The sequence below is a fragment of the Spirosoma arboris genome, from assembly GCF_009754945.1.
In the GTDB taxonomy this organism is placed as follows: domain Bacteria; phylum Bacteroidota; class Bacteroidia; order Cytophagales; family Spirosomataceae; genus Spirosoma; species Spirosoma arboris.
On sequence record NZ_WPIN01000001.1, the window covers coordinates 34,355 to 56,567 of the forward strand.

26 protein-coding genes are annotated in these 22,213 nt (G+C 46.5%); 7 read left to right on the plus strand and 19 right to left on the minus strand.

Going from position 1 to position 22,213, the window contains the following annotated elements; translation table 11 throughout:
• Nucleotides 1-290: 290 nt before the first annotated feature.
• On the plus strand, nt 291-692 hold the full coding sequence (locus GO755_RS00220) for a LytR/AlgR family response regulator transcription factor (protein ID WP_157582558.1): 402 nt from the start codon (nt 291-293) through the stop codon (nt 690-692).
• 107 nt (nt 693-799) lie between these two features.
• Here GO755_RS00220 and GO755_RS00225 read toward each other — a convergent pair whose 3' ends face one another.
• Entirely contained in the window at nt 800-1,072 is a 273-nt protein-coding gene (locus tag GO755_RS00225; protein ID WP_157582559.1) for a hypothetical protein, read from the minus strand.
• An 828-nt stretch (nt 1,073-1,900) separates the two neighbouring features.
• Complete coding sequence (locus tag GO755_RS00230) at nt 1,901-2,311, minus strand: response regulator (protein ID WP_157582560.1); 411 nt, start codon at nt 2,309-2,311, stop codon at nt 1,901-1,903.
• Between the two features lie 216 nt (nt 2,312-2,527).
• Here GO755_RS00230 and GO755_RS00235 point away from each other — a divergent pair, with 216 nt between their 5' ends.
• Both GO755_RS00235 and GO755_RS00240 read left to right on the plus strand, forming a co-directional pair.
• On the plus strand, nt 2,528-2,929 hold the full coding sequence (locus GO755_RS00235; RefSeq protein WP_157582561.1) for a response regulator: 402 nt from the start codon (nt 2,528-2,530) through the stop codon (nt 2,927-2,929).
• Nucleotides 2,930-3,738: 809 nt separating this feature from the next.
• A complete protein-coding gene (locus GO755_RS00240) occupies nt 3,739-3,972 on the plus strand; it encodes a hypothetical protein (RefSeq protein ID WP_157582562.1) in 234 nt (77 codons plus the stop codon).
• A gap of 9 nt (nt 3,973-3,981) precedes the next feature.
• On the opposite strand, the gene GO755_RS00245 is transcribed toward GO755_RS00240, so the two are convergent.
• From GO755_RS00245 to GO755_RS00300, 12 genes are all read right to left on the minus strand, one after another.
• Nucleotides 3,982-4,269 (minus strand): hypothetical protein, encoded by a 288-nt coding sequence (locus tag GO755_RS00245; protein WP_157582563.1) that lies wholly within the window; start codon nt 4,267-4,269, stop codon nt 3,982-3,984.
• A gap of 48 nt (nt 4,270-4,317) precedes the next feature.
• Nucleotides 4,318-4,620, minus strand: coding sequence for a hypothetical protein (locus tag GO755_RS00250; RefSeq protein ID WP_157582564.1), 303 nt, complete (start codon nt 4,618-4,620; stop codon nt 4,318-4,320).
• The gene (locus tag GO755_RS00255) at nt 4,617-5,138 is read right to left on the minus strand and encodes a hypothetical protein (RefSeq protein ID WP_157582565.1); all 522 of its coding nucleotides are present in this window, start codon (nt 5,136-5,138) and stop codon (nt 4,617-4,619) included. Before GO755_RS00255 ends, GO755_RS00250 begins: the two co-directional genes overlap by 4 nt.
• A 4-nt stretch (nt 5,139-5,142) precedes the next feature.
• Complete coding sequence (locus tag GO755_RS00260; protein WP_157582566.1) at nt 5,143-5,391, minus strand: hypothetical protein; 249 nt, start codon at nt 5,389-5,391, stop codon at nt 5,143-5,145.
• On the minus strand, nt 5,391-5,648 hold the full coding sequence (locus GO755_RS00265) for a hypothetical protein (RefSeq protein ID WP_157582567.1): 258 nt from the start codon (nt 5,646-5,648) through the stop codon (nt 5,391-5,393). The genes GO755_RS00260 and GO755_RS00265 overlap by 1 nt, the downstream gene beginning before the upstream one ends.
• Nucleotides 5,649-5,652: 4 nt before the next feature.
• Complete coding sequence (locus GO755_RS00270; protein ID WP_157582568.1) at nt 5,653-5,937, minus strand: hypothetical protein; 285 nt, start codon at nt 5,935-5,937, stop codon at nt 5,653-5,655.
• Between the two features lie 236 nt (nt 5,938-6,173).
• A complete protein-coding gene (locus GO755_RS00275; RefSeq protein ID WP_157582569.1) occupies nt 6,174-7,460 on the minus strand; it encodes a BT4734/BF3469 family protein in 1,287 nt (428 codons plus the stop codon).
• 87 nt (nt 7,461-7,547) lie between these two features.
• Nucleotides 7,548-9,053: a YfjI family protein gene (locus GO755_RS00280; RefSeq protein WP_157582570.1), complete on the minus strand. Its 1,506-nt coding sequence runs from the start codon at nt 9,051-9,053 to the stop codon at nt 7,548-7,550.
• Nucleotides 9,054-9,232: 179 nt separating this feature from the next.
• Entirely contained in the window at nt 9,233-9,517 is a 285-nt protein-coding gene (locus GO755_RS00285; RefSeq protein ID WP_157582571.1) for a helix-turn-helix domain-containing protein, read from the minus strand.
• A 106-nt stretch (nt 9,518-9,623) separates the two neighbouring features.
• Nucleotides 9,624-9,884, minus strand: coding sequence for a hypothetical protein (locus tag GO755_RS00290; protein WP_157582572.1), 261 nt, complete (start codon nt 9,882-9,884; stop codon nt 9,624-9,626).
• A gap of 29 nt (nt 9,885-9,913) precedes the next feature.
• On the minus strand, nt 9,914-10,411 hold the full coding sequence (locus GO755_RS00295; RefSeq protein ID WP_157582573.1) for a hypothetical protein: 498 nt from the start codon (nt 10,409-10,411) through the stop codon (nt 9,914-9,916).
• A 19-nt stretch (nt 10,412-10,430) separates the two neighbouring features.
• Nucleotides 10,431-11,681, minus strand: a complete 1,251-nt coding sequence (locus GO755_RS00300; protein ID WP_157582574.1) for a site-specific integrase — start codon at nt 11,679-11,681, stop codon at nt 10,431-10,433.
• Nucleotides 11,682-12,006: 325 nt separating this feature from the next.
• Here GO755_RS00300 and GO755_RS00305 point away from each other — a divergent pair, with 325 nt between their 5' ends.
• Entirely contained in the window at nt 12,007-12,279 is a 273-nt protein-coding gene (locus tag GO755_RS00305) for a hypothetical protein (protein WP_157582575.1), read from the plus strand.
• Nucleotides 12,280-12,343: 64 nt separating this feature from the next.
• Here the strand turns inward: GO755_RS00305 and GO755_RS00310 are convergent, their stop codons facing one another.
• From GO755_RS00310 to GO755_RS00325, 4 genes are all read right to left on the minus strand, one after another.
• The gene (locus tag GO755_RS00310; protein WP_157582576.1) at nt 12,344-12,736 is read right to left on the minus strand and encodes a T9SS type A sorting domain-containing protein; all 393 of its coding nucleotides are present in this window, start codon (nt 12,734-12,736) and stop codon (nt 12,344-12,346) included.
• Between the two features lie 190 nt (nt 12,737-12,926).
• Nucleotides 12,927-13,682 (minus strand): LytR/AlgR family response regulator transcription factor, encoded by a 756-nt coding sequence (locus GO755_RS00315; protein WP_157582577.1) that lies wholly within the window; start codon nt 13,680-13,682, stop codon nt 12,927-12,929.
• Between the two features lie 87 nt (nt 13,683-13,769).
• Entirely contained in the window at nt 13,770-16,961 is a 3,192-nt protein-coding gene (locus tag GO755_RS00320) for a sensor histidine kinase (RefSeq protein WP_157582578.1), read from the minus strand.
• A complete protein-coding gene (locus GO755_RS00325) occupies nt 16,958-18,976 on the minus strand; it encodes a histidine kinase (RefSeq protein ID WP_157582579.1) in 2,019 nt (672 codons plus the stop codon). The genes GO755_RS00320 and GO755_RS00325 overlap by 4 nt, the downstream gene beginning before the upstream one ends.
• A 235-nt stretch (nt 18,977-19,211) precedes the next feature.
• Between GO755_RS00325 and GO755_RS00330 the strand changes: the two genes are divergently transcribed.
• Both GO755_RS00330 and GO755_RS00335 read left to right on the plus strand, forming a co-directional pair.
• On the plus strand, nt 19,212-20,042 hold the full coding sequence (locus GO755_RS00330) for an AraC family transcriptional regulator (protein WP_157582580.1): 831 nt from the start codon (nt 19,212-19,214) through the stop codon (nt 20,040-20,042).
• 76 nt (nt 20,043-20,118) lie between these two features.
• Nucleotides 20,119-20,613, plus strand: a complete 495-nt coding sequence (locus GO755_RS00335; protein WP_157582581.1) for a nuclear transport factor 2 family protein — start codon at nt 20,119-20,121, stop codon at nt 20,611-20,613.
• 387 nt (nt 20,614-21,000) lie between these two features.
• Here the strand turns inward: GO755_RS00335 and GO755_RS00340 are convergent, their stop codons facing one another.
• Nucleotides 21,001-21,285, minus strand: a complete 285-nt coding sequence (locus GO755_RS00340) for a hypothetical protein (protein ID WP_157582582.1) — start codon at nt 21,283-21,285, stop codon at nt 21,001-21,003.
• Nucleotides 21,286-21,359: 74 nt separating this feature from the next.
• Here GO755_RS00340 and GO755_RS00345 point away from each other — a divergent pair, with 74 nt between their 5' ends.
• Complete coding sequence (locus GO755_RS00345; protein WP_157582583.1) at nt 21,360-22,196, plus strand: hypothetical protein; 837 nt, start codon at nt 21,360-21,362, stop codon at nt 22,194-22,196.
• The last annotated feature ends 17 nt before the right edge of the window (nt 22,197-22,213 follow it).

Below are 22,213 nucleotides of genomic sequence, written 5' to 3' on the forward strand. Positions count from 1 at the left end.
TAACAGATTTGCCCCTGGATACAGACTTGAATCCAGCCAGTGGCAATCAGTAACCTGGGCTTAAATTAGTAACCTGGACTTAAAGCAGCTTCCCATTTTTCATGTCTCAAATGAACCAGATTTTGACCCAAACCGGCTAGGCCTTCCTGGAAAACAACGAGAACTTTGAGAAGTCAATCTAATGGCGAACACACAAAAGGAGTTAGACTCCCCAAATAGTGAACTCGTATTACTATAGTTCGCATCCACACATGATAGTTTCGCTTTTCCACCTCTCAACTGATCCGATTATGAAACGATTAGACGCGGCTCAACTACAGCACAAGTTTGACCCCGAGAAAGTACTTTATTTGGTGGGGGATGTTAACTACTTTACGGTGCATTTACTGACCGGGAAGTCACTTTTAACGAGTCGGACGCTGAAATGGTATAGTGAGCGCTGGCCTGAGTTTATGCGTGTTCACAAAGGTAGTCTGGTGAACCCCCAACACATTCATAGCTGCGTGGTGGTTTCCTCCATCGAAGCGCATCTGATTATGCGAAATGGCGCTCGTCTATCTATTGGTCGAAGACGAATTAGCACGGTTATTAGGCGCTTAGGGATTAGCCAGGCCAAGTATGCTGGGACGGCTACCCACGAAGTAAAGTCGGAATGGGATGCCAGCGCACCCGCCTATACCGGGGTTACTTAGCGGTCAGTGCATTTTGCCACTTCCTGATCCTGAAATAGCCGCTTAGTAAAGCCTGAACGGGTCAGGAAACTCGCTGATGGGTCAATACCATCCCCTGTTTAACTCTCCTAAGTTTGGGGGCAGGACAGGGGGCCTTTTAGCAGTCGAATCTGGCAGACTTGAGAGGGATACCTCCTACCCTGCCAGTCACTACCGGGCTGAATCACCCGGCAAACCGTGTGGGTGGCGCGGGGCTGACGATGGACGGGTTCAAGGAGCAGACCAGCACATACCCGAACTAACCAGCCTCCAAACCCATCCCAAAGCGAACCCGTACTACTGACGGGCACTCCATAACAGAAGCGATCCGATGAGCTAACAACGAAAGGTTTGTGGATCATCTCAAAAAGCGTTGAGCCTATTCTTCAGACCCAGGACCATCAAAAAGGTAACTGCCTTTTCGTAAGTTTGCTTACTCAATCCCCTTGAGAGGGATCGTTAAGGATTGGCTTGCCGGGCAGTACAGGATTTTATGGATTAATGCTTAATCAAGGAAGTGGGGCGGCAATATAACCACACTGGCTATTTCTGTTAACTCTTTATTGTCTAGAATGTCAATAAATAACCTATAAGTTACCATTTAATTAATCTCATCCCTAAATTGGGGGCGATTGTGGGCTACCGACCTGTTCGCCTGCAAGCTCTTATGGGTTAGTCAAAACGTTGGTGCTCCTAGTACCAACGTTTTTTTATGTGTCCAAATTACACATTGATCGTCTAAAGACCAACAACCTGAATATAACCCATAAGAGTATGATAAACTTAACCTGCTTAGCCCTGTCCCCGTAACGACAGGGTTATTTTTTTACCAAAAAAGCTGACCCAAAAAAGATCAGCCTTTCCACCCATATATTATGTAAAGCGTTCAGTCCCTTAAGCCTATGGCCGGCAAGTTATTTTTCCCCTTCAAGGGCCCATAATTTATTTATTTTAGGGAAAATTGCGTGTCGCTACAAGCTTTTGCTTACTCATCGCAACTGTAAGCACGCTGCTGAGATCAATATATTTGTTAGGAGCCTGTAACTTTTCGATAAGACTTTGAGTCTCAAGCGCAGATCTCCTATACCCATAGCCAGCAAACTCCCATGGCCCTGTCTTCACAGACAGGCCAGGGGAGTCCTAGTGGTCATCGATAGACTAGATACAGGTGCCTAGCCCAGGGGAAGCCCTTACGTACACTTGCCAGCCAACCACTCAGCGCGCAGCTGGCCGACGACCTCGCCTAGCCGACTCGCGTTGAGGGGCTTGGTGATAAAAGCAGTAGCCCCCAGAGCCTGGGCCCGTTGCCGATCTTCGGCCAAATCCGAAGTGGTTAGCATCACAATCGGCACGTCTTGATAAAGCGGGTGCGCTCGTATCAGTTGTAAGGTCTCAAAGCCGTTCAGGCGGGGCATGTTCAGATCCAGTAGAATTAAACAGGGTAATGTTCGGGCCTGTTCTAGCTCATCCAGCAGGGCCCGGCCATCCTGGGCAAACAGGAGTCGACATTGGGGACTATGCTGCTGGAAGGCGATGGCCAGTAGGTAACGATCGTCTTCATCATCATCGGCAACAAAGACACAGGGGGCAGAAGTGGGCATCAGCGGTAGAGGTATGGATGGTATCAACCAAGGCGGAGGCTATCTAGTGCCGGAATGGACAATCCTTTGACACAAGTTAAGGGGTTAAGTTTAATTTCTCTTCACTTGACCGCTCCCTAAAAAACGATCGCTAACCAGCTGGTTTGTTAAACAAAGGCGCTCGCTCTGCTCTTATGTAACCATAGATCAAGCAAATAAGTAATAAAGATAGTCACCATGAAACCCTGGGTTGCTCTGTTAGATGAAGATGAGGAGGACTATGTATTCTGGCAGCACGGTTTTGTCAGCTGGGCTACTCATCTGGATGTTCGCTGGTTTGGATCGCCCCACAGCTTTCTTTCGGCCGCTTCCCTCAGCCAGTCCAAGCCATCGGCGCTGCTGCTGGATGGAGTTGTTCCCCGGCAGGAAGATCTGCATTGGCTCAGTACGTTGCTGCTTCATCCGAGTTGTGAGCAGGCCTGTATCATCATGCTCTCTGAGGAGTTTGACGCCCTCAAGCATGCGGCCTATCTGCGGTTAGGGGCCACCGATCATTTGCTCAAGCCCAGTAATCTGGAGGATATGCACGTGGCCATTTTGCGCGTCAGCGACCATATTGCCACCAGGGCAGGGAAGTAGGTGTTGTGCCAACTCCCTAGCCTGGGTCACCTAAGAGGGCAGGCGGGAGCAAAAATCCCGATCAGCAATTGCCAACCGGGATTCGGTACGAATGGAAATGCTTTGGAAGAGTTAAGATAACTCAAAAAATGCCCGCTCGTAATGTCCTGAGCGAAATGTTCGGTCAGCCTATCAGCCAATTGCCTATATTCGTAGCGCTAAAACAATAGACATAGTGCCCAAAACGTCAGTCTCTCTGGGGCTGGCGTTTTTTAATAGTATAACTACCAGGTGCTGGCCTTTATAACTACAGTAACTATGTGTCCGCTTGGCGCTTAGTAATGTAGATGTAAAAAACAAATGCCGACCCGGATTGAGTCGGCATTTTTTAATGTGAAATCAGCCAATCTCTAAGTAGAAGTTGGCTGATTGATCTGACTAAAAAACGTTTGCCCCCTCACTACTACACACGCTTTTGGTTTGTTGCTAACAGTGAGGCAATGGCATTAAAAAGCCCCATTTGGGTGGAAAGCACTTTGGCACCAAGTCTGCTAATTATCACTCCGTTGTATCCAGTTCGCATTCTTCTGCATAGCTTTGATGCGATCCTTAAACTTGATAGGCTGCTCAATTGAGGCTGAAAAGTCATACCAGTCCGCTACAACTGTAGCCGCTTTTTTTTGTCATTATAGGTAGATTGCTTTTCATAGGTCATTTATTCACAAACTACCTTCCCGGTCATGAAATACCTGCTATTCACCTGCTCCCTACTGTTATTACTAAGTTGCTCGACCGATCCAATGGACCGGAAATATACCAAAGCTTAGGGGATGCAGCCTCTGCTAGATAAAAGCATCAAACCTCCCATTGACGATAGGATTCTCGAATACATCAAAGATGCCGAAATGACCAACGAACGCAACGGCGTACTCAACGAGGGGAAGACATTTAGAGAATTGAAGGAGCAAGGACTTCATTTATGGGCGGATCGTAAAACCACAGAAATGGTGGACAGTATCGCTTACAAAGTAGAGTCAGAGGCACGCAGTAAGATAAAACCGTAAAGCAAACGCTTATTCAGTTTCGGTTGTGAGCAAGTCCTTCGTTGCCATTATGCCAACTACAGGGGTCTTACCCTTTCGCAAGCTTTCTGCCCACTTATCGAAGTCACTGCGGATCATATCAGGTATTAATTCCACCTTCCTCGGCTTACCTTCCAGATAAGATGAGGTCAATACAATTCCAGTTATCAAGTCCGTTGGCCTGCGATCCAGTGTATTTATTCTATCGGCTGGCAGCCGTTGACAACATTCCAGGATGTAGGCAAAGGGTGCGTCTTGGGCTTCTTTAAATTGGAGCATTGGTGTCTTAGCTGAGAAAGCAAGGCAACCTTTTGATTTCTAGTTAACTTACCTGGCTGTTTCATACGTATCGGGGCGATTGTTTGCCGGAAGCACAAATAGGGTATGGACAAAATTACGCTTCGCATATACTTGAGCTTGCCCCAACGTCATGCGATGATCTTTCCCCTTATCGTGAAAGGTAAACATACTATTGTCATCCCATACAGCGCCGGGATCGTCTAAATCATCAATAAGAACTAAACCTCGGTTGTGGTTTTCCATGGCATGGGTTAATTGCCTCTTGGCCGTCTCCGTGTTGCCGCCTTGCAGAACCTTACTCAGTAGGGCAATCTTTTCTAATCGATTCATGATAGATTGGGGTCATTTCTCTTATTTGGGAAGTAAATGCCAGTAGTATTACAATCAAACCACAGTGTTAAGAAGGATAACTTAGTTGATTCGGCCGTTTTCAGGAAGTATTCACGCAACTTGCCCACCGTCACAGGGTGCTGAGTAAAACACCAGGACGAATCATTTACTAGCCTGATATGAGTTAAAGGCAAATGATCAAACGACTTATCGTCTACATCAATGGTGCCAGCTGCGGCCCCGAAGCGATGTTGCTGCTGAGGATCTACTTGCTTATATCGTTCTAGATAGTTGCGAAGTGGCTCATGCTTTGCGCGTCGGCCACTGTCAATCAGTATTTCGGTATCAACAATTGGCAAGTCGAGGAAACCCGGATGTAGTTCCCGGATATCCACAACGCCCAGGGCTTCTTTGAAGGGCATACTCTTCATGCGCCTATCCCGTTGGACCTTTCTCAATGATCCGTCATTGCCAAGAAAGGCATCCTGCAACACTCTGATTTTATCGGCTCTGTTCATAAGCTTAGTCTACAGTTATACATTGGCGCCCATAAACGCCAGGGTTTTTCAAAAAATCACCATAGGGAACGCGGCTTCGACCGGCCTCATCTGGCAAACGGGTATCAACCAGATCGGATAGTGCAGGCTCACCATCACTGGAAACAACGGATATGAAGCCCTCCTTTTTCTCCTTTAATCTTGATAGCGCTGAGGTATTCACCCGGCCATTAACCAGATTAGACAGCAAGGACAGTTTTTCGGAACGTCTCATCAGAAAGTAGGATAGTGGGGTTCAGGTATTAGCTTCATTGGACGACCAAAGGTTTTTTCTAACAATTCCACATCGATAAGCATTCTTTGCCTATTCTCATCGACCGGACTTAGCTTTCTAATGCATTCTAACTCATTCGCGGTGAACTGATCAAGATCCAGCGTCAACTTTGGCTTCAACGCACGAGCGGCTCGATCATCACCTTGCAATAAGTTGCTTATAGCTAGTAGCTTACGCTGACGGTCGAATGATTTCATAGGATTAGTCTAATTTGGTGAGGACTTTATTAAGCAATTCGTCCAGTTCCTGATCAGAGAGCGCTGACAGGTCAATCTTCTGTTCACGCTGTTTAGGCATGATATATTCCAGGAACTTCAGATAGGCTGTTACGCGGTCTTTTGCCTCCAACTGCTCCAAATCGGCGGCCACAGCCTCAAACTTGTCGTCCATCAGGGCCGCAATTCTGCTTTTCAGGTCAGTGCTGTTTCGATTGGAGCTACCTGGTTTTCGGCCTCCCGTTTTTGTCCGGCCTCTCTCGAATGGCATGTCTTTTTTCTATTTTATTCTATTTTAGAATAAACCCGGTGCGAAAGGGCTTAAAATAGGACTGAATTGCACTACCTGCTTATTAGTCAAAAATAAGCTTTTTTGCGGAATAATCAAGCAGTTAAACTCTTGATTTACTAATATTTATCATTATTTACTTTCTCGATTTTAAAGCGCTGGTCTTAGTGACACACAACCGCTCAAAGGGAGAGCTCGAGCTATCAGATTAGTTCGCATCATGGTGGTTGTTTGGATAAAGATGCTAAGCCTAACTGGCTAAATGATGAGTTCTGGCGCTGCCACTCGAAAAAGGAAAGCGGCTTAATTACAGGAACGGCGTCCGGTGAGTTGACCTCATCGCACTCCGTAGGGTACTTGTCGAAATCCTTCGGCCCTACAACTAACGTCTCAATCTTGGTAGGGTCTGGACGGATCATTGTACCCGGTGGGGCAGATAGTATATCGTCTACAGTAGAAGCGGCTATTACACTAACGATAGGCTCTATACGCTCTTTTACCTCATCAGTACTTTTGTAGGTTTTGTAGGTAGGTGGGGTAGGCGTTTTGGAATTAATAGTTAGCGAAGAAGTTCGCTCCGATAGCTCCCAGGGTAGCAGCTCTTTCCACGAAATACCGTTATCCCGACACCGCCCAAAGAACGTTTTTAGTTGAACCTCTTTATAGCTCCTGAGGCAATGTGTGTACTGTTTGTCACAACTGAGTGTCTGGTACTCGGGGTGACACTGACTAATAACATGAAAGTAATCCCGTCCATTTTCGCCAAATGTGCTGGCGATATCACAACCGATGGCGTACCAATTATTGTAGCCACTGGTGATGTCAATGTTTCGCTTACTGATCTCACCAATGCACACCTCTACCCGTTGGCGCTCGGTATCCGCATCCGCCGTATGATTGAACTCTCTGACTGGAACAGGTTGGGGCTCATCGTAAAGCTCAAACAGCATCACCCTCTCGGCAAAATAGCCCTCTGGGTCATACGAGTAACCGCGTAGGCTGGCCACGTTTCGGGGCTTATCATCCAATCTGATCTTGTAATGAGCAAATACCCGAAATAAGGCGTCAAAGTGCTGTCCATGCCGCTCGGGATGGGCAATAGGAACAAGGCCCCAATAGCCAGTTCCTGAAACAGACAAACCACAGTAGGCCACAAAAGGTAGCTTAGCCAGTTGGGCTTTCAGGTCGGCATAATTACGAATGTGCGGATTGTCTTTGAAGTCAATATCGAACTGGATAAACCCACTATGGCCACCCGGCACCAGGCTTGAGGTCTGGCGATAGGTAAATACGCCACTCGGAGTAATAGCGGGCAAGGTCGCTTTGAGGGCATCCCGTTTTAGCTTTTCGGTCTCTGCCCGAATAGCCAGTACTCTATCCCGGTACTTGGCATTGATGAGCCACAAGTAGAGGTTAACCGGCTTCGGGTTGCCAGGCGTGTTGTAGTTGGCGAAGCAGGACACCTCCACATTCAGGGCTTCTCGGGTATCTAGATAGGTAGCCATATTTATTTTGAAAACGACCAGGGGCTATCCCTACAAAACCTACAAAAGGTCTAAAACGGAGTTCTGTAGGTTTTGTAGGGTAGGGCTCTAAGCGTTTTGAGAAATTAATTGTGGATGAATCAAATAGTGAGGAGCTTCGGGTCTGCCAGTAACTGGCGCGGGTGGAATCACCTCTTTGAGCCAGTTTCGGCTAATTAATTCCGATAGTGCGGAATCAACCGCGTCGGCAGAAGTTAATCCGGTCCAGCCTTTTTGCCGAACTTCACGAACCTTGAAACCGTCTTTCAACGCACCCGCTTTCAAATGGCGAAGTAAGTCCTTGGCCGCTACCTCGCTTACGCTATCCAGCAGTCCATAAATTCGCCGGGCGTGCGATTGCAGATACTCACACCATTTTACCGCCATTCTGGCCGCATCAATCGATACGAGCTGCTTTTGGGTTCCCTGAACCTCAGATGAATCAGCTTCACAGTTCACTACATGAAAGATCAGCGCCAGCGAGGGCATCAGCGATCGGTACTTGGTGAAGTGTTCCAATAATAAGCCGGTTTCGTTCTGGAGTATCTGGGTCTCCCATTCAATCAACCAGTCCTTAAACACCTGTTGGGCCGCTGGCTCAAAGCGGGTGTAGGCAAAGCGGTTATACTCATCGGCCTCATAGCTAATCGAAAGGAAGGAAGATTCGGCGATGCGCCGAATGAGCTTAAAGGCATTATCTCTGGCCTGCTTGTCCGGGTATTCATCTACGTAAGACCAGGGCGTTTTATCCGGGTAGACCGCCAGCTGTAGCCGTTGGACAAATCCGTCATTTTCGTAGCCCGTCGCATCTCTCAAATAGCCGAGTAGTTTACCGGGCTGGATTCCACCAAACAGCGACAGACATACATTATTGACGTGAGTCGTTCCACGCCCAATTCGGTCAATGGTCATCGAGCCAATGCCATTCCAGGCTTCCAGAAAGAAAGCACGGTCCTGCTCCCGGCCCGATTTATCCCAACCGGCTAGTAACCCAATTAGCTCATCCCGTAATTGCAACAGTCCTGCGGGGTTTTCATTGAGCAGATCAGCAATTTTTTCAACCGTAGCATCATTAATCAGATAGCGCCGTTCGGTAGGCTTTTGAGGTATTTCCGGATAGCTAACCGGATGCTCTACCTTCTTGCCTTTGAGTCGATCCTGTTCCTGTGATAGAAATACTTTCTTCTGGGCATCAGTGGTTGCCTGTTCAGCTTCATAGCGTTGCATTTCCAGTAAAAACTCGTTGTGCGACTCAATTGCTATTCGATTTACGGGCTTACATACTTCGCTCATCGACGGGGTTTTCATGGTGGATGGATCGCCAATGACTGCCCCCCATAGATTTGGCACTACGGTCCAATCATCATGAAATTTGGGTTTAATCGTCAACCGGGTGCCAATCAGGGAAGAAAGCATAGCGATGCAGGTTGCGGCCACAAAATCCAGGGGGCACTTCATGCGATAGGCGATGTCGGTTAGCCAGGGTCTTAGAGTAGTGGGGATCATCTCTGGATCGAGCGGCAATACGGCTAGTAAATTTGTCTTGATAGGCTCTGGGGTGAGCCACTTAGGCATAGTCTCCCTTACCGATCACCCTTTGATTGTTCAAAGTGGGCCGGGTCGAAATCGTCAATATCAACGTCAAATTGCGTATCTTTGCCCTGTTCAGTTGTCATAAAATCAGTGCTTTAGCCGCCTTCGGTTGCCCCCGTTGGCGGTTTTGTTTGGAGAAATAGTGGGTGGATATAAGCGGGCTATTTATAAGCGGCTTTAATGCCGAATTTCTCACACAAAGCATCTATGTCCGATTTTCGATATCGGATAACTGTACTTACCTGGACGTACCCTACAACACCTTTTACTCGCCAGATTTGAGCGGTCTTTTTGCTCACTTTCATGATCTGACAAAACTCCTCGTCTGTATAGAGGTACTCCCTATTCGCAGAAGTAATTAGCTGAGCCTGATTCGACTCAATACGGGAGATAGAGGCTTGAATCTTGCGGTATTCTTTCTCTGGGAGAATGCAAACTGCTTCCATATTCTTCGACCTGTTGTTTTTTGTTGAGTCGAAGTTGGGCACACTCGCGTATGCGTCATATTACCGTGAAAGGAAACTTTTTCTTTCTATTGGTAATTATTGATAATCAGGCTATTGGAATCTTTTTTTGGTACTTTGCTATATACGTATCACGCCATTTTCTAAAATTACTTTTATAGTCATTTGCTGTAGAGGTTGGATCTCTGCTATCAGGAGGCATTTCAAAGCCTGCTAGCTTCATTAGTTCGGCACCAAACCGTTCGACATCAGTGATAGAAAGTTCAGAATATCTTCTAAAAAACATGAAAATATGATAGGCATAATCCTCTTCTCTAGCCCTTTGCTCCTTACGTAACTCAACAGGCATTAAGTCTTTAAGTAAATAAATGGATCTAACTAGTAACTGCCTGTATCTGTTAGCTTCTCCTTATCTCTTTCAGCCTTTTCAAGTATCGCCTGTCGAATAAAGTCCATTGGGACTCCTTGATAGGAATAAGCCAGCTTTTTATCCTTTGTCTTGATTTTTATGTATTCAAGATTATCAGTATCAATAAGGATTTTCTCAAAACTTGATGCCTCCCACATTTTTTCAAAAGATTCAAGCATAGGCTTTATGTCTCTATCCCAGACCTTTCTTGAGAAGAGAAGAGCCCGCCCTTGATTATGCTTTTGCATTTTATAGAAAATACATAAAGCCTCTGACTCTAATTCACTAATAGAATAAGTAGCACACAATTGGCTAACTTCCATTGCCTCTAGCTCTATTAGATTAAAAGCCCATTTATGACCAATATGGTACTTTTCGGATTTCGCCGGATCCCACTCCTCAACAAACATTTGCCACCAATCATATTCTAAGTGTTTTTCTTTAGGTTCAAAAGGTATTGTTATCATTGGGTAGGCAATAAAAAGATTAACCAAAAATTGATTCGAGCGCCTTATCCGTAGTGTCTGTGTCGAACTCAGAAAGGTACTTTTCAGTAATGTTTATTTTCGAATGCCTCAGCAGTTTGGATATGGCGTAAACGTCTTTCACCTTTTTGCGGCCTAAATCTGCAAACGTATGCCTGGCAGAGTGAAAGGAGAGCTCCTTCGTTATTCCGGCCAGAAAGCATATTTTCTTGAGGTACTTGTTGATCAGTGCGTTTTTGCGGCTTATCTCTTTTAATACATCAGCTTCCGTCGTGTAAACCTTGTCAGGGTTCAGGATGGGAAAAACATTGTCCGTAGGGGAGGGCTTATCGGATCGATAATGAAGTATGATTTCCTCTGCCTGCTTTGGTAACTGGATGGTGTGACTTTGCGTAACCGTGTTCTTAGTTTTTTGCATCACATAGGAGAGCCGGTTCCCGTTGATGTTCTTCCACTGGAGACAGGATATATCACTAAAGCGCATACCTGCCATATAAAAGGCACAAAGCCAGTAGTTGCGAGTATGCCAAAGCAATGAGTCTTCAGGCAGTGGTACAGTGCGAAATGCTTCGAGCTCCTTTTCTGTCAAGCGGATACGCTCAGGTTTACCTTCCTTCAATCTGATCATCAAAAACGGGTTATCCTGCATAGGCAAGACTCCCTCTTTAATGGCCTGGTTAAATATGGTCCGGATTTTTGAGAGCCCTTTGCTAATGGTGTTGGTTGTGTTCCCCTTTTTGGTACGCAACCAGTTTTCATAGTCGGTCAGCAGTTTAACCGTTATGTCAGCAAAGAACAGATCCTTGTTATCGATGTATTCTAAAAACTTATTGATCTCAGTACGAACATTGCGTTGTGTGTTGTAGGGCTTATTAGTAATGTACCCGTATGCGTACTGAAAGAAATAGGTTGAGGATCGTCCTTTTAGGTTTTCAGCAATTACCTCCGAATTAACATTCTTTGATTCAGCTTTTAATCGAATAGCGTCTGACTTTATTGCATCAATCTTCTTGTTGATTACCTCATGCAGCGGATAGGACCGACGAACCTCCTTTTTGTTAGGGTTCCAGTCTTTCAGAGGAATATCGAAACCTATGTAGACTCTACGATGCTTGCGGTTTTCAGTGATCCTGAGATAAAGCGAGTATTGTCCATCCTTCTTAGGCTTATTACCCAGTTCGACAGTAAAGGATATTGTATTTGTTCGAGTGCGGCCTTTGGCCGTTTGTCCGTCAATGTCGGGTAGATCCATAGCTCTGCCATTACCTGCTTTAAAGGTAGCTAACAATAGCCGTTCACTGTAACATTACTGAAACATTTTTTACTTTCTATTACTTCGAGGTACTTTGATATTCTTAGAAATATGGCTCTACTGCCTCTATAAAGCGATTTCTATGGTAAGTGCAATACCGGGAAAGTAAATATTCGAGTCCGGCTCCCGGTACCAAGATAACCCCTAACAAACTGTAAATTCAGGTAGTTAGGGGTTTGTTGTTTATAGTGGAGTACGGTTTGGTGTACAGAATCGACTGGAAATGTCTTTTGACGTTGAATAGGATTAATAACCAATATCAGAAATGCAGTATCAGCCACAGGAATCGAGTGTTTGGGCGGTTGGTGACCTTTATCAATTCCCTACTGGTTTAGTTTTATGTGTAGGCGCAAATCATACATTTGCTTATTTCGTAACCGCTGAAGGAATGCCGCTGGCCGACGTTCAACTAGTAGACGTTCCAAAGGATACTTTTTTTCTTCACAACACAGGCTTAACGTACCAATATGAAAGCCGGGAGCAAGTCCAGCAGGATTATAAGAACGGTTTATTCACTCCGTATTTTGTGGTACGGTAAACGTAAAATACGGAGTGACACCGATATCATCGACCGATTGCTAATTGGCTCGATAACTCCTATCTTAGTTAATGGCCACCTGTCTATTGGTATCCACAGGTTTCTGGGTTTCCAGCGTTACCGTGTGTTGGGCGATATCCTTGCCATCGGTGATGGTCAATTGATAAGCACCGTCGGGCAAATCACTCACATCGAGTCGTAAGCGAACAGAGGTTTGTTGCTTGCCCACCCGTTGGACAAAGAACATGCGTCCGTCGGTATTGGTCAGGCGAACGTACAGGGTATGGCCAGCTTGTTTATCGAGGGCAATCTGAAGTTTTCCGGCTTGGTTGGTATAGATGCCGCTCTGGAAGGCAGCAGTGGGCTGAGGGTCGCTGGCCGAGTGAGCCAGGGAAGCGTATCCAGTAGTGAGCATCAGGGCAATAGCAACGAACAGAGGTTTGATGAGCGTTTTCATGGGACTTTAGCGTTTGTTTGTGTTTCCGTTTTGGATAGGTCAAAGGTCGGCTGAGTTGGGAAAACACATTAGCTCAAATGAGTCAAATACTAGCACTTTTGTGCCCAAGTGGTTCATTGCCTATTTTCAGGATCGGATCGTTTAAAGGCCGCAGTCAATAGAGATAGGGATAATTTTATACAAACTGGAATTACACCCAGCCAAAACGTTCCATCAGTCGGTCTTTCTGTTGTCGGGCAATGGGAATGCTTACCCCATTAGTCATCAACAGATACGTACCTTCGCCTTTGACTAGTTTCTGAATGTGATCCAGGTTAACCATGTACTGCCGATGTACCCGCACAAAATCACCTGTTTCTAATACCTCCTGTACATCGCCCAGGGTTTTGGCAATCACATACTGTTCACCATTGGCCAGGTGGAAGCGCGTGTAGTTGCTGTCGGCTTCACAATAAATAATCTGCTTTGTCTCCACAAATACCATCCCACTGGCGTGCGGTAAGGCAATCCGTCCTTTAGCGATTGGGCTCACACTTGTTGCACCTGCCGGGTAATATTGCCGCATCAGATCCAGTTGTTGGGGATTGATACGGGCTGTGGTTTCGGCCCGACGTACCGTAGCAATCAGGTCAACGGTATCAATGGGTTTAAGCAGATAGTCCAGTGCACTGAACCGAAAGGCTCGCACCGCATACTGGTCGTAAGCTGTGACAAAAACGATATGAAAGTTAATGTCACCGACCCGTTCCAGCAACTGAAACCCATTCATGACAGGCATTTCGATGTCAAGAAATACCAGTCCTGGGCGAAGCGTCTGAATAGCTCGCAGCCCATCCGTACTATCGGTATATTGCCCAACTAACTCCACCTGTGGGCAGTGTCGAGCCAGTTGCAGGGCCAATAGACGAACATTGTCCGGTTCGTCGTCAATGATGAGCGCGCGCATAGGTGAATGATTGAGTGATAGAATGAGTGATTGAGTGAATAGCTGACGCCTAAACTATTTACTCAATCACTCATTCACCAATCACAATTATATAGGTATCTGTATAGTCACTTCGGTTCCGGCAGGCTGGCCTTCGGCGTCCATGAGGTCTTCAATCAGGACTTTTGTGTTTGTATGATACAATTGGTTAACCAGAGCAATCCGCTCGGAAGTCATCTTGAGCCCAAATGACTTCCGATGACTGGCCGATTTGCTCTTTAATTCGGTTGCTCTGGCCCGTCCTATACCATCGTCAGAAATGGTTAGCTGCAGCAGATCATCCTGTGGGTGCGTAACCCGAACTCGTACACAGCCTCCCTCTGGTTTATGCATCAGCCCGTGCCAAATGGCATTTTCCACATACGGTTGAATTAACAGTGGGGGTATTTCTACAAATCGGGTATCAATACTTGCGTCAACATCCACCGAAAACGATAATTTTTGTTTGAAGCGCATGATTTCCATATCAGCGTACAACTGGAGCATGTCAAGTTCATTTTGTAGTTTAACGCGTTCGGAACGGGAGTTTTCCAGCACTAACCGAATGAGTCGGGAAAACTTGGTGAGGTATTCTGATGCTTTCTCTGAGTCATTTTCTGATGTGTATAACTTAATAGAATTCAGGCAATTAAAGATGAAATGTGGGTTCATTTGTGCCCGAAGGGCAGTAAGTTCTGTTTCAGATAATCGTTGCAGCAGAAGTGCTTCCCGTTCCCGAAGCTCTGCCTCCCTACGTCGCATATCCAGACGATATTTCAGCTGAGCAAGTCGGTACCGATGAAACCCATAAACTAGCCCGATGAGTAGACTAATCGTTAACAGCCGAAACCAGGCTGTCATCCAGAAAGGAGGCTGTATCTCAACGGTGAGCACGCGTTCTGGTCCCCAGTGTCCATCCGCGTTTGCCGCCCGAACGTGGAAATGGTAGGTTCCTGGTTCAATATTGGTATAGCTGACCGTTCGCCGATCCCCATTTTGTTGCCAGTTATCTTCCAGTCCCTCAAGGCGATATTGGTAACGGTGCTGGGTAGTCGGCAAAAAATCGAGTGTGGCATACTCAATTGTGAAGAAGTTTTGCTGGTAATTCAGCCTTACCTCGGGCTGGGAGTCGATTGTTCGGGCAAGTGATATCGCCTGATTAAATACGTTAAAACTGGTGAAAACCAACGGTGCGTTGGTCGATGAATCCGTGCGAAAACCACTGGTAGCAAATCGGTACTGATCGCTTATCAGCAGGTCGCCGGTCTTGGTTAGTAACAGCCGTTTATCGATGTATTCCGTCTCAATCGGTTCAAGACTCAATCCATTTTGTCCATCCAGACGCTCTAGGCTTCCGGTTTTTGGCTTAAATCGATACATCGCATCGTTGGCCGTTAGCCAGATTGCTCCGTCGGTATCAGCTACTCCCTGATAGGCGGCCAACCGGGGAATCATGCGCCTGAAGGTTTTCTCCTGTTTTCGTAATCGCCAGACGCCTGCATGGTTACTCGCCCAGACTGATCCTTCAGCATCCAGACAGAGTGTTCTTATCTCGAGCGAATTTGGGAAAAACTCCTCAATTTGCCCTGTGGATGGTGTCAATCGTTGTAACGAGAACTGCCTGGCGAGCCAGATCCGCCTGTCATGGTCGGGTAAGAGCGTTATGACCCAGGAATTTCGTGCTGATTTATCCCATATTGGCCACAAACGACCAGGCCCTGTGCCTGGTGGCAAACAAACAACGCCACGTCTCGCAGTCGCGATCCATAGATTACCAGCATCATCAGTACGAGCGGTAGTAAAATCCAGTGAATCGGTTGTCAGTTTTCCGCCAACTCGCCTTGTCACGCGTTCTATGCGGAGAGTCTGGTAATCAATGCGGTATAGTCCGTTCTTCTGTGGATTCTGACTCGTGACGCCTGTCCACAGCATTCCTTTTCCATCCATTTTTAGAAAACGAAACAAGGATTCATTCCCGCCTGCATTCAGATCTGGAAACCGCCGGTGCCGAATCGTTCCATCTCGTTCACGAAGGTAAAGGCTACTGACAAAATGGTCGTCAAAGCTGGCATAAAGGGTACGATTTGCCACATCATCATGCCAAAGCGTTACAATTCGCTCCTGAGCTGGGAGTGTTTTCAGATAAAGCATCCGTTGCTGAGAAGGAAGGATACCTGTCAATTGACTACCTGCACCAAACAACCACCGAGCTCCACTTTTTCCATTTCGGATATGCATTAAGCCTGGAGATAGCCCCCCTAGCAAAGCAGGTCGGGGAGGGGAAAAAGCCAATTGACCTGTTTGACGGTTAAAACGAGCCAATCCCACTCCATCGAACGTTAACCAGAGGTCTTGCCCGGTACCGGGAGCAATCTCCAGACAATTATTAAGGGTTCTATCACCAAAGTCGTAGCACACCCATTCACCTGTTTGTCGGTCGAGCCGTTGAAGCCCGGTTTGCCAGCCACTAATCCAGATATACCGACCGTTTTCATCGGGGTACAAATTTGAAAACCATTGATTCTGAAGTAAAAGCGACCGCGATCGATTCGTAGGTGTTGAGTAAGCCAGCCAGTGGTGTTTGTGAGGGTGATAGGCGTAGATGGAACCTTTATGACCACCGAAAAATAACCAGAATAAACCGGATGGGTCGGGAGAAGTCTTCACGTCAAGCCATATGGGCGGAATAGAATCGGGTCGACTCTGTCCAGTTACGGCATCGACCACCGGATCGTGACGTAAATCACGAAAGTGGAAACTCGTTTTGTCAAACGCATAAATCCCCTGATGACCTCCTACTAGTAATTGGCCCGTCTGAGTTTCGTGAACGATCTCTAAAGCACCCGGTTGGGGAAATAAGCGGGCCTGGTATGTGCGTAAATCAAATCGGCATAATCCTTTATTGCTGGCCAGATAAAGTGCTGAATCTCGCCCCTCCACCATTTCATGGATATCAGTACCCGGCAGCACATCGGCCCCAAATAGCCGGAAATGTTGACCGTCGAACCGGACCAGCCCTAGATGCTCAATGATTAACCACAAAAAACCGTCACGCGTCTGACACAACGTACTAATACGTCCAGTAGGCAGCCCATCGGCCTGAGTGAAGGTTCGGCAGAAAGGGGGCGGAGTTTTCTGGAGGGGTACTACGTTCTGTATTCGGGCATTCACCTGTGCATAGCAAGGGCTCCCTATACCGGATAGTATACCGATCAGCCAAAACAAGCCACTGACTATCCTGTATCGACGTAGCACGTTCATACCGGTATCTCCAGAATAACTTTAGTCCCGCAAGGCTCTCCAAAACTGTCTACCAGATCCATAATCTGAGCCTGTGTCTGGGTCTGATAAATTTGGTTTACCAGCGAAATCCGCTCAGAGGTCATCTTTAAACCAAATGATTTGCGGTGACTAGCCGATTTACTTTTCAGTTCGGCAGATCGGGCTCGACCTACTCCATCATCGGTAATGGTCAATTGGAGGAGGGTTTCCTGCGGCAACGTCGCTTTTACATGGACGGTGCCCCCCGTAGGTTTATGCATCAGGCCGTGCCAGATGGCATTCTCAACGTAAGGCTGAATCAATAAGGGGGGGATCTCCAGAAACCTCGCATCGACATCCGGCGCTACGTCGATTCGGAATGACAATTTCTGCTTAAAGCGCATGGCTTCCATATCCATGTAGAGCCGTAAGGTTTCCAATTCGTTTTGCAGCGTCACTCGTTCGGAGCGGGAATTTTCGAGCACCATTCGGATAAGACGCGAGAATTTAGTCAGGTATTCCGATGCTTTTTCTGACTCATTCTCAATGGCATACAGCTTAATGGAGTTTAGACAATTAAATATAAAATGCGGGTTCATCTGCGAACGGAGTCCTGCCATTTCAGCTTCAGCAGCCCGACGTTCAAAATCGGTACGGAGCTGATTGACACGTTGCTCTTCGAGCTGACGTTCCAGCATGGCTTCATTGGTTTGCTGGACCAACTGTTGTTCCAGCATTGTATTCTGCATCGCCAACAACTGTTGCTTTTCCTGAGAAAGACGTTCTACTTCTGCCAATTGATGGTGTAAAGAGCGGTGAGCTATAGCTGATTGATAACCCATATACAGGGCTACGACAATCGGAATGCTAAGATGGGCAATACTAAACGTATCAATGGGGAGGGGAGGCATAAAACCCAATGTCGATAGCGTAAACAAAGCCCAGGATAGAAGAAAGCTAGTGCTTCCACCCAGAATAATCCAGGCTCCTTTTCGCTGTTGTTTAACCGACCTGATGGCGATCCGCGTGACATCCAGACCGGTCAGATTTAGAAAGAAAAAACCAAAGAGTAACCAACCCCATCCGTAGATAAAGGTGCCCATTATCATGCAGAAAATCCCAAAAATGGAAAGCGATTTGAAAACCCAGTCCTTAGGCTGTTCCAACAGCGAGTAGATGGACCATAGCATCAGGACTGTATCGAACACGGCCAGATTAAACTCGACAAGATGCAACAGGTATTGTAATTCAACTCGAGGTTGAAAACGGATATAGAGTTCAATTGACCAGACACAAGTTTGGAAAAAGCCGTAAAAAGAAAAATACAAATACGCTCGTTGTATTGGATAGAAAAGGTAAAAGGCTAGGTATAAGATGGCTAGAATAAAAATGACGCCAATCCTGAAACTGCTCCTTTCAAAATCGTTGGCCTGATGGTACTGGTCAATGGATCGTTCCATTGTATTGATTACAGCCTTGAACCCTCGGTTTTCATAGAGAAAAATGGTTGTATAAGTTAGATTAGGCTGTAAGGCGTACCGGACCGCCAACACGTGGTTAGGTGATGGACCTACCGGAAACGAAATAGGTTTGCCTGCCGGATTGATTGCCTTTATCGCGGATGGATCACTTGTTAGTTGGCCTAACTGATGAATACGCTTTCCATCCAGATAAATTTCTGATGCGCCCACCTGCCAGACCAGTAAGGCTAACTGATGCGGAATGGAGTCTTTCAGTGAAAAATGCAGACGAAACCAGCTCACGCTAGTCCCCCGCGCCTGTGGCAAATCCATGATGTCTTTTGTAGGATCGATAGCTTGCCAGCGACGATCATTGAATTCCGGCTTTGCCCACTGTGAATCATCACCAGACTGCCATAGCCAGTTTTTGTCCAGCAAAATGCCATCTGGTGGTATACTATTAATTGGAAAGAGAGCTGATGTCTGTGCCCAAGTCGCGGCTCCAAGCAGCCATACCAGCGAGGTTAATAAACCGATGCGTAGCAGCCTCTTCATAGTGGTATCTCTAAACTAATCTGCGTTCCGCTCAATATCTGTCGGTATTTTCATAAATATACTGATTATGAATTCGTTCATGCCTACCATTCCTTATGAATGGTCAGTCTATTGAGTGACGGGTTGTTTTTTTGAGTGAACGTATATCGCAGAGGGATCAACTCCTGGTGTTTGGGATCTACCAACAAGTAGGCAGTTAATTACCAGTGCTTTATCAGCCATCTATTCATCAACCATGGTCAACCGAATCTACGCCCCTCACCCTGCTTTGGCCAGCTTTATAAAGGGATATCAAATCGTTCACATTCAGAGGCCAGCCGGAGCGCCCATAGTAGCCCATCCGTTCCCGCCCCACGCGGTACAGAATTTATCGTTCTATCCACGTGATTCAATGGATGTATTTTACCACCGAACCGGCCAGACAATTACGGCACCCGATTGTATAAGCATTGGTCCCTACATTTCGCGAGTTGATTTAATGATGGGAAAAGATCACCTTATCGTTGCTACGTTTTTTGAACCGGGCGGCTTACATCGTCTGCTGGGCATTCCGATGGCTGAATGCTTTGATTTTCCACTTGACGTTTCTCTACTTTGGAATGCTGAAATTCGGCGAGTAAACGAACAGCTTCGGGAAACGACAGACTATGATCAGATGCAGCAAATCGTCGAGGCTTTTTTGTTACGCCAGTACCGAAAAAAGCAGATAGTGACACATCCGATCGATAAGACTTTTCAATTCCTTTCAGACCCAACCCGACTTGTTTCGTTGGATTACCTAGCTGACCAGGCTTGCCTGAGCTTCCGGCAGTTCGAACGTAAATGCCACGAACGGTTAGGACTTGGACCCAAAACGTTCCGACGGCTGGCGCGCTTTAGTAAAGCTTTTCGGCTGAAAGAACAACGACCCGATCTAGACTGGCTCGACATTGCTCTGCACCATAACTACTATGATCTTCAGCACATGCGTCGGGATTTTAAAGAGTTCGCGGGCGTTACGCCTACCTTGCTCCTGGAAGAAGAAACCCGTTCACTGATACGTCCATACAGCTCCCACAGTTTTTAACGGAACGATTGTCGTTTTTTTACCCCTATACTGGCAGGTCGGCTAGGTAGTTTTGGCCAAACAAAAACGACTAATCATGAAAAAACTGATTTTTCTGGGATGTGCAGCATTGCTGTTCAACATCGCCAATGGCCAAAACCAACCCTCCGCATCGAAGAACGAGCAAACAGCTATCCGACAAGTTATTATGGATTCAAAGGCTGCGTTTGACAAGCGGGAATTAAATACGTTTTACAACTATTTTATCAAATCGCCGGCTTTATATTACCAGGTTTATGAGACTTCTGGTCAGTTGATTCTGGCCCACGGCTGGGATGCCATGACGCACATGGTGAGCGGTTATGTGAAAGCGCACCCCGAGCCTTCCAAAGCGAAATATGCCCAGTTGGACCCCCGTGTTCAGGTCAATGGGAGTACGGCCTGGGTCAGCGCAAACGGCGAAATGGATATGGGTGGAGAAAAGACAAATTCCCGTGAGTTTTTTGTCCTCGAAAAACAAGGAGGCCAGTGGAAAATTTCGGCCATCATTGTGCAGGATTATGCGAAAGGGAAGTTAATAACTGTAAAGTAGATCATACGTTGTCGTTGCCCATGATACGGGCAACGACAACGTATGATCAGAACTATCTTCATAAACCCCTACTAGTCAAAGACTCTCTGAACAATTCCTCTGGAGCCATAGACAAGATGCTGATAAACAGATCTATTATTCTTCTTTCATAGCGTGAAGCACCTACTCTTTTGCGTGAGTGGTTTATTTTCTGAGTGAATCACTTGTCTGACCGTTCACAGCTTCCAAGCAGAATTTCGACTACTCACACGAAATTCTATACCACTCACCCTGCCTTACTTTCTGTTCGCCGGTCAACTCGCTACGTTTGAGACTGTTAGCGGTATTTGCTATTTACACCAATCATGAAAACGTCCTTACTTCTTTTACTAATTCTATCCACACCCTTTACATCACATGAATAATGATCCGCAGGACTTTCCGGCCAAGCCCGAAGAGCCACTCCCGAGCACTGATCGGCATACTCAGGTCAGGGAGAAACTGGCCTGGGTGGAATAAACGGGCCACTGAGAGAACAGTAAGAAAGAGAAGGGGCTGGGCCGCGATCTGATAGTTCTGGAAAAACAGGGAGGCCAATGGAAAATTGCCGCCCTGACGAGTCAGGTATATGCCGATAAACAACTGGTAATCATTAAATAATCCAAGATGGAAGTTTCCAACGCAAGCCATCATTACGACTAATGGTCTACTAATGCGTTGTTATCCATTTCGATAGAACGGTCACGGATTACTTATTCATTCTTGCCATGAAAACGCAGCATAAACGCAGTTGTCTGATAAAAAGCGTCACCATCTACAGATGGATACTGCTACTCTTTTTTCTGAACGTAACGGCGAACGCTCAACCTAAGGCCGACCCACAAGATCAGGTTGCCCGTACGTTCATAGCGGCTGTTTTTAACGGAGATTATAAACAGGCATGGGATCTTTTCGACCCAGAGGCCCAGAAGGCCACTCCACTGGAACAGTTTTCCCAAGTAGCCAAAAAGATCGATTCCGTGGCGAAAGGATTGGGATTTGGCCAGGAAATAATGGAGTTTATGAGAGGCTTTCGAACATATCAGACCGGGCAGACCATCTGGGTTTACACGTATAAATTTAAGGCAGATGTTAGCAAGGGAATGATGCCTTCGGCGATGATCGATATCGCGTTTAAGGATAAGCAAACCACGCTGGTCTATGGCATTATCCCTAAGTTTCCTGCCCTTTCCCAGTCCCGGCCAACCTCAAACTATATTTCTACATACAGCGGAAAAGAAATAACGCTGGAAAACGAACAGAAATGGCAGATAGAAGGAAAGGCCGTCAATGTCAACGAACTAGCACTGGTTCTAGACAATACCAATGCCTTGTTTGCCATCAAAGTTTGGGACGAGGAGGCAAAAGGGATTACCCAGCAGCGAGCCAAAGAAAAAGCGATTCCCATCGTAAAATATGCCATTGCAAACGGGTACTTACCTAAAGCAGAACAGGGCGCCAGTCAGGCAAAACGGAAACTATCGGAAGGGATTGGCGTAGCCTTTATTCAGCCGGGTACGCAGGGGGGCTATCGAATCATCATTGCTCCGGCAGAATACAAATAGTAAGACGAAATTCTACA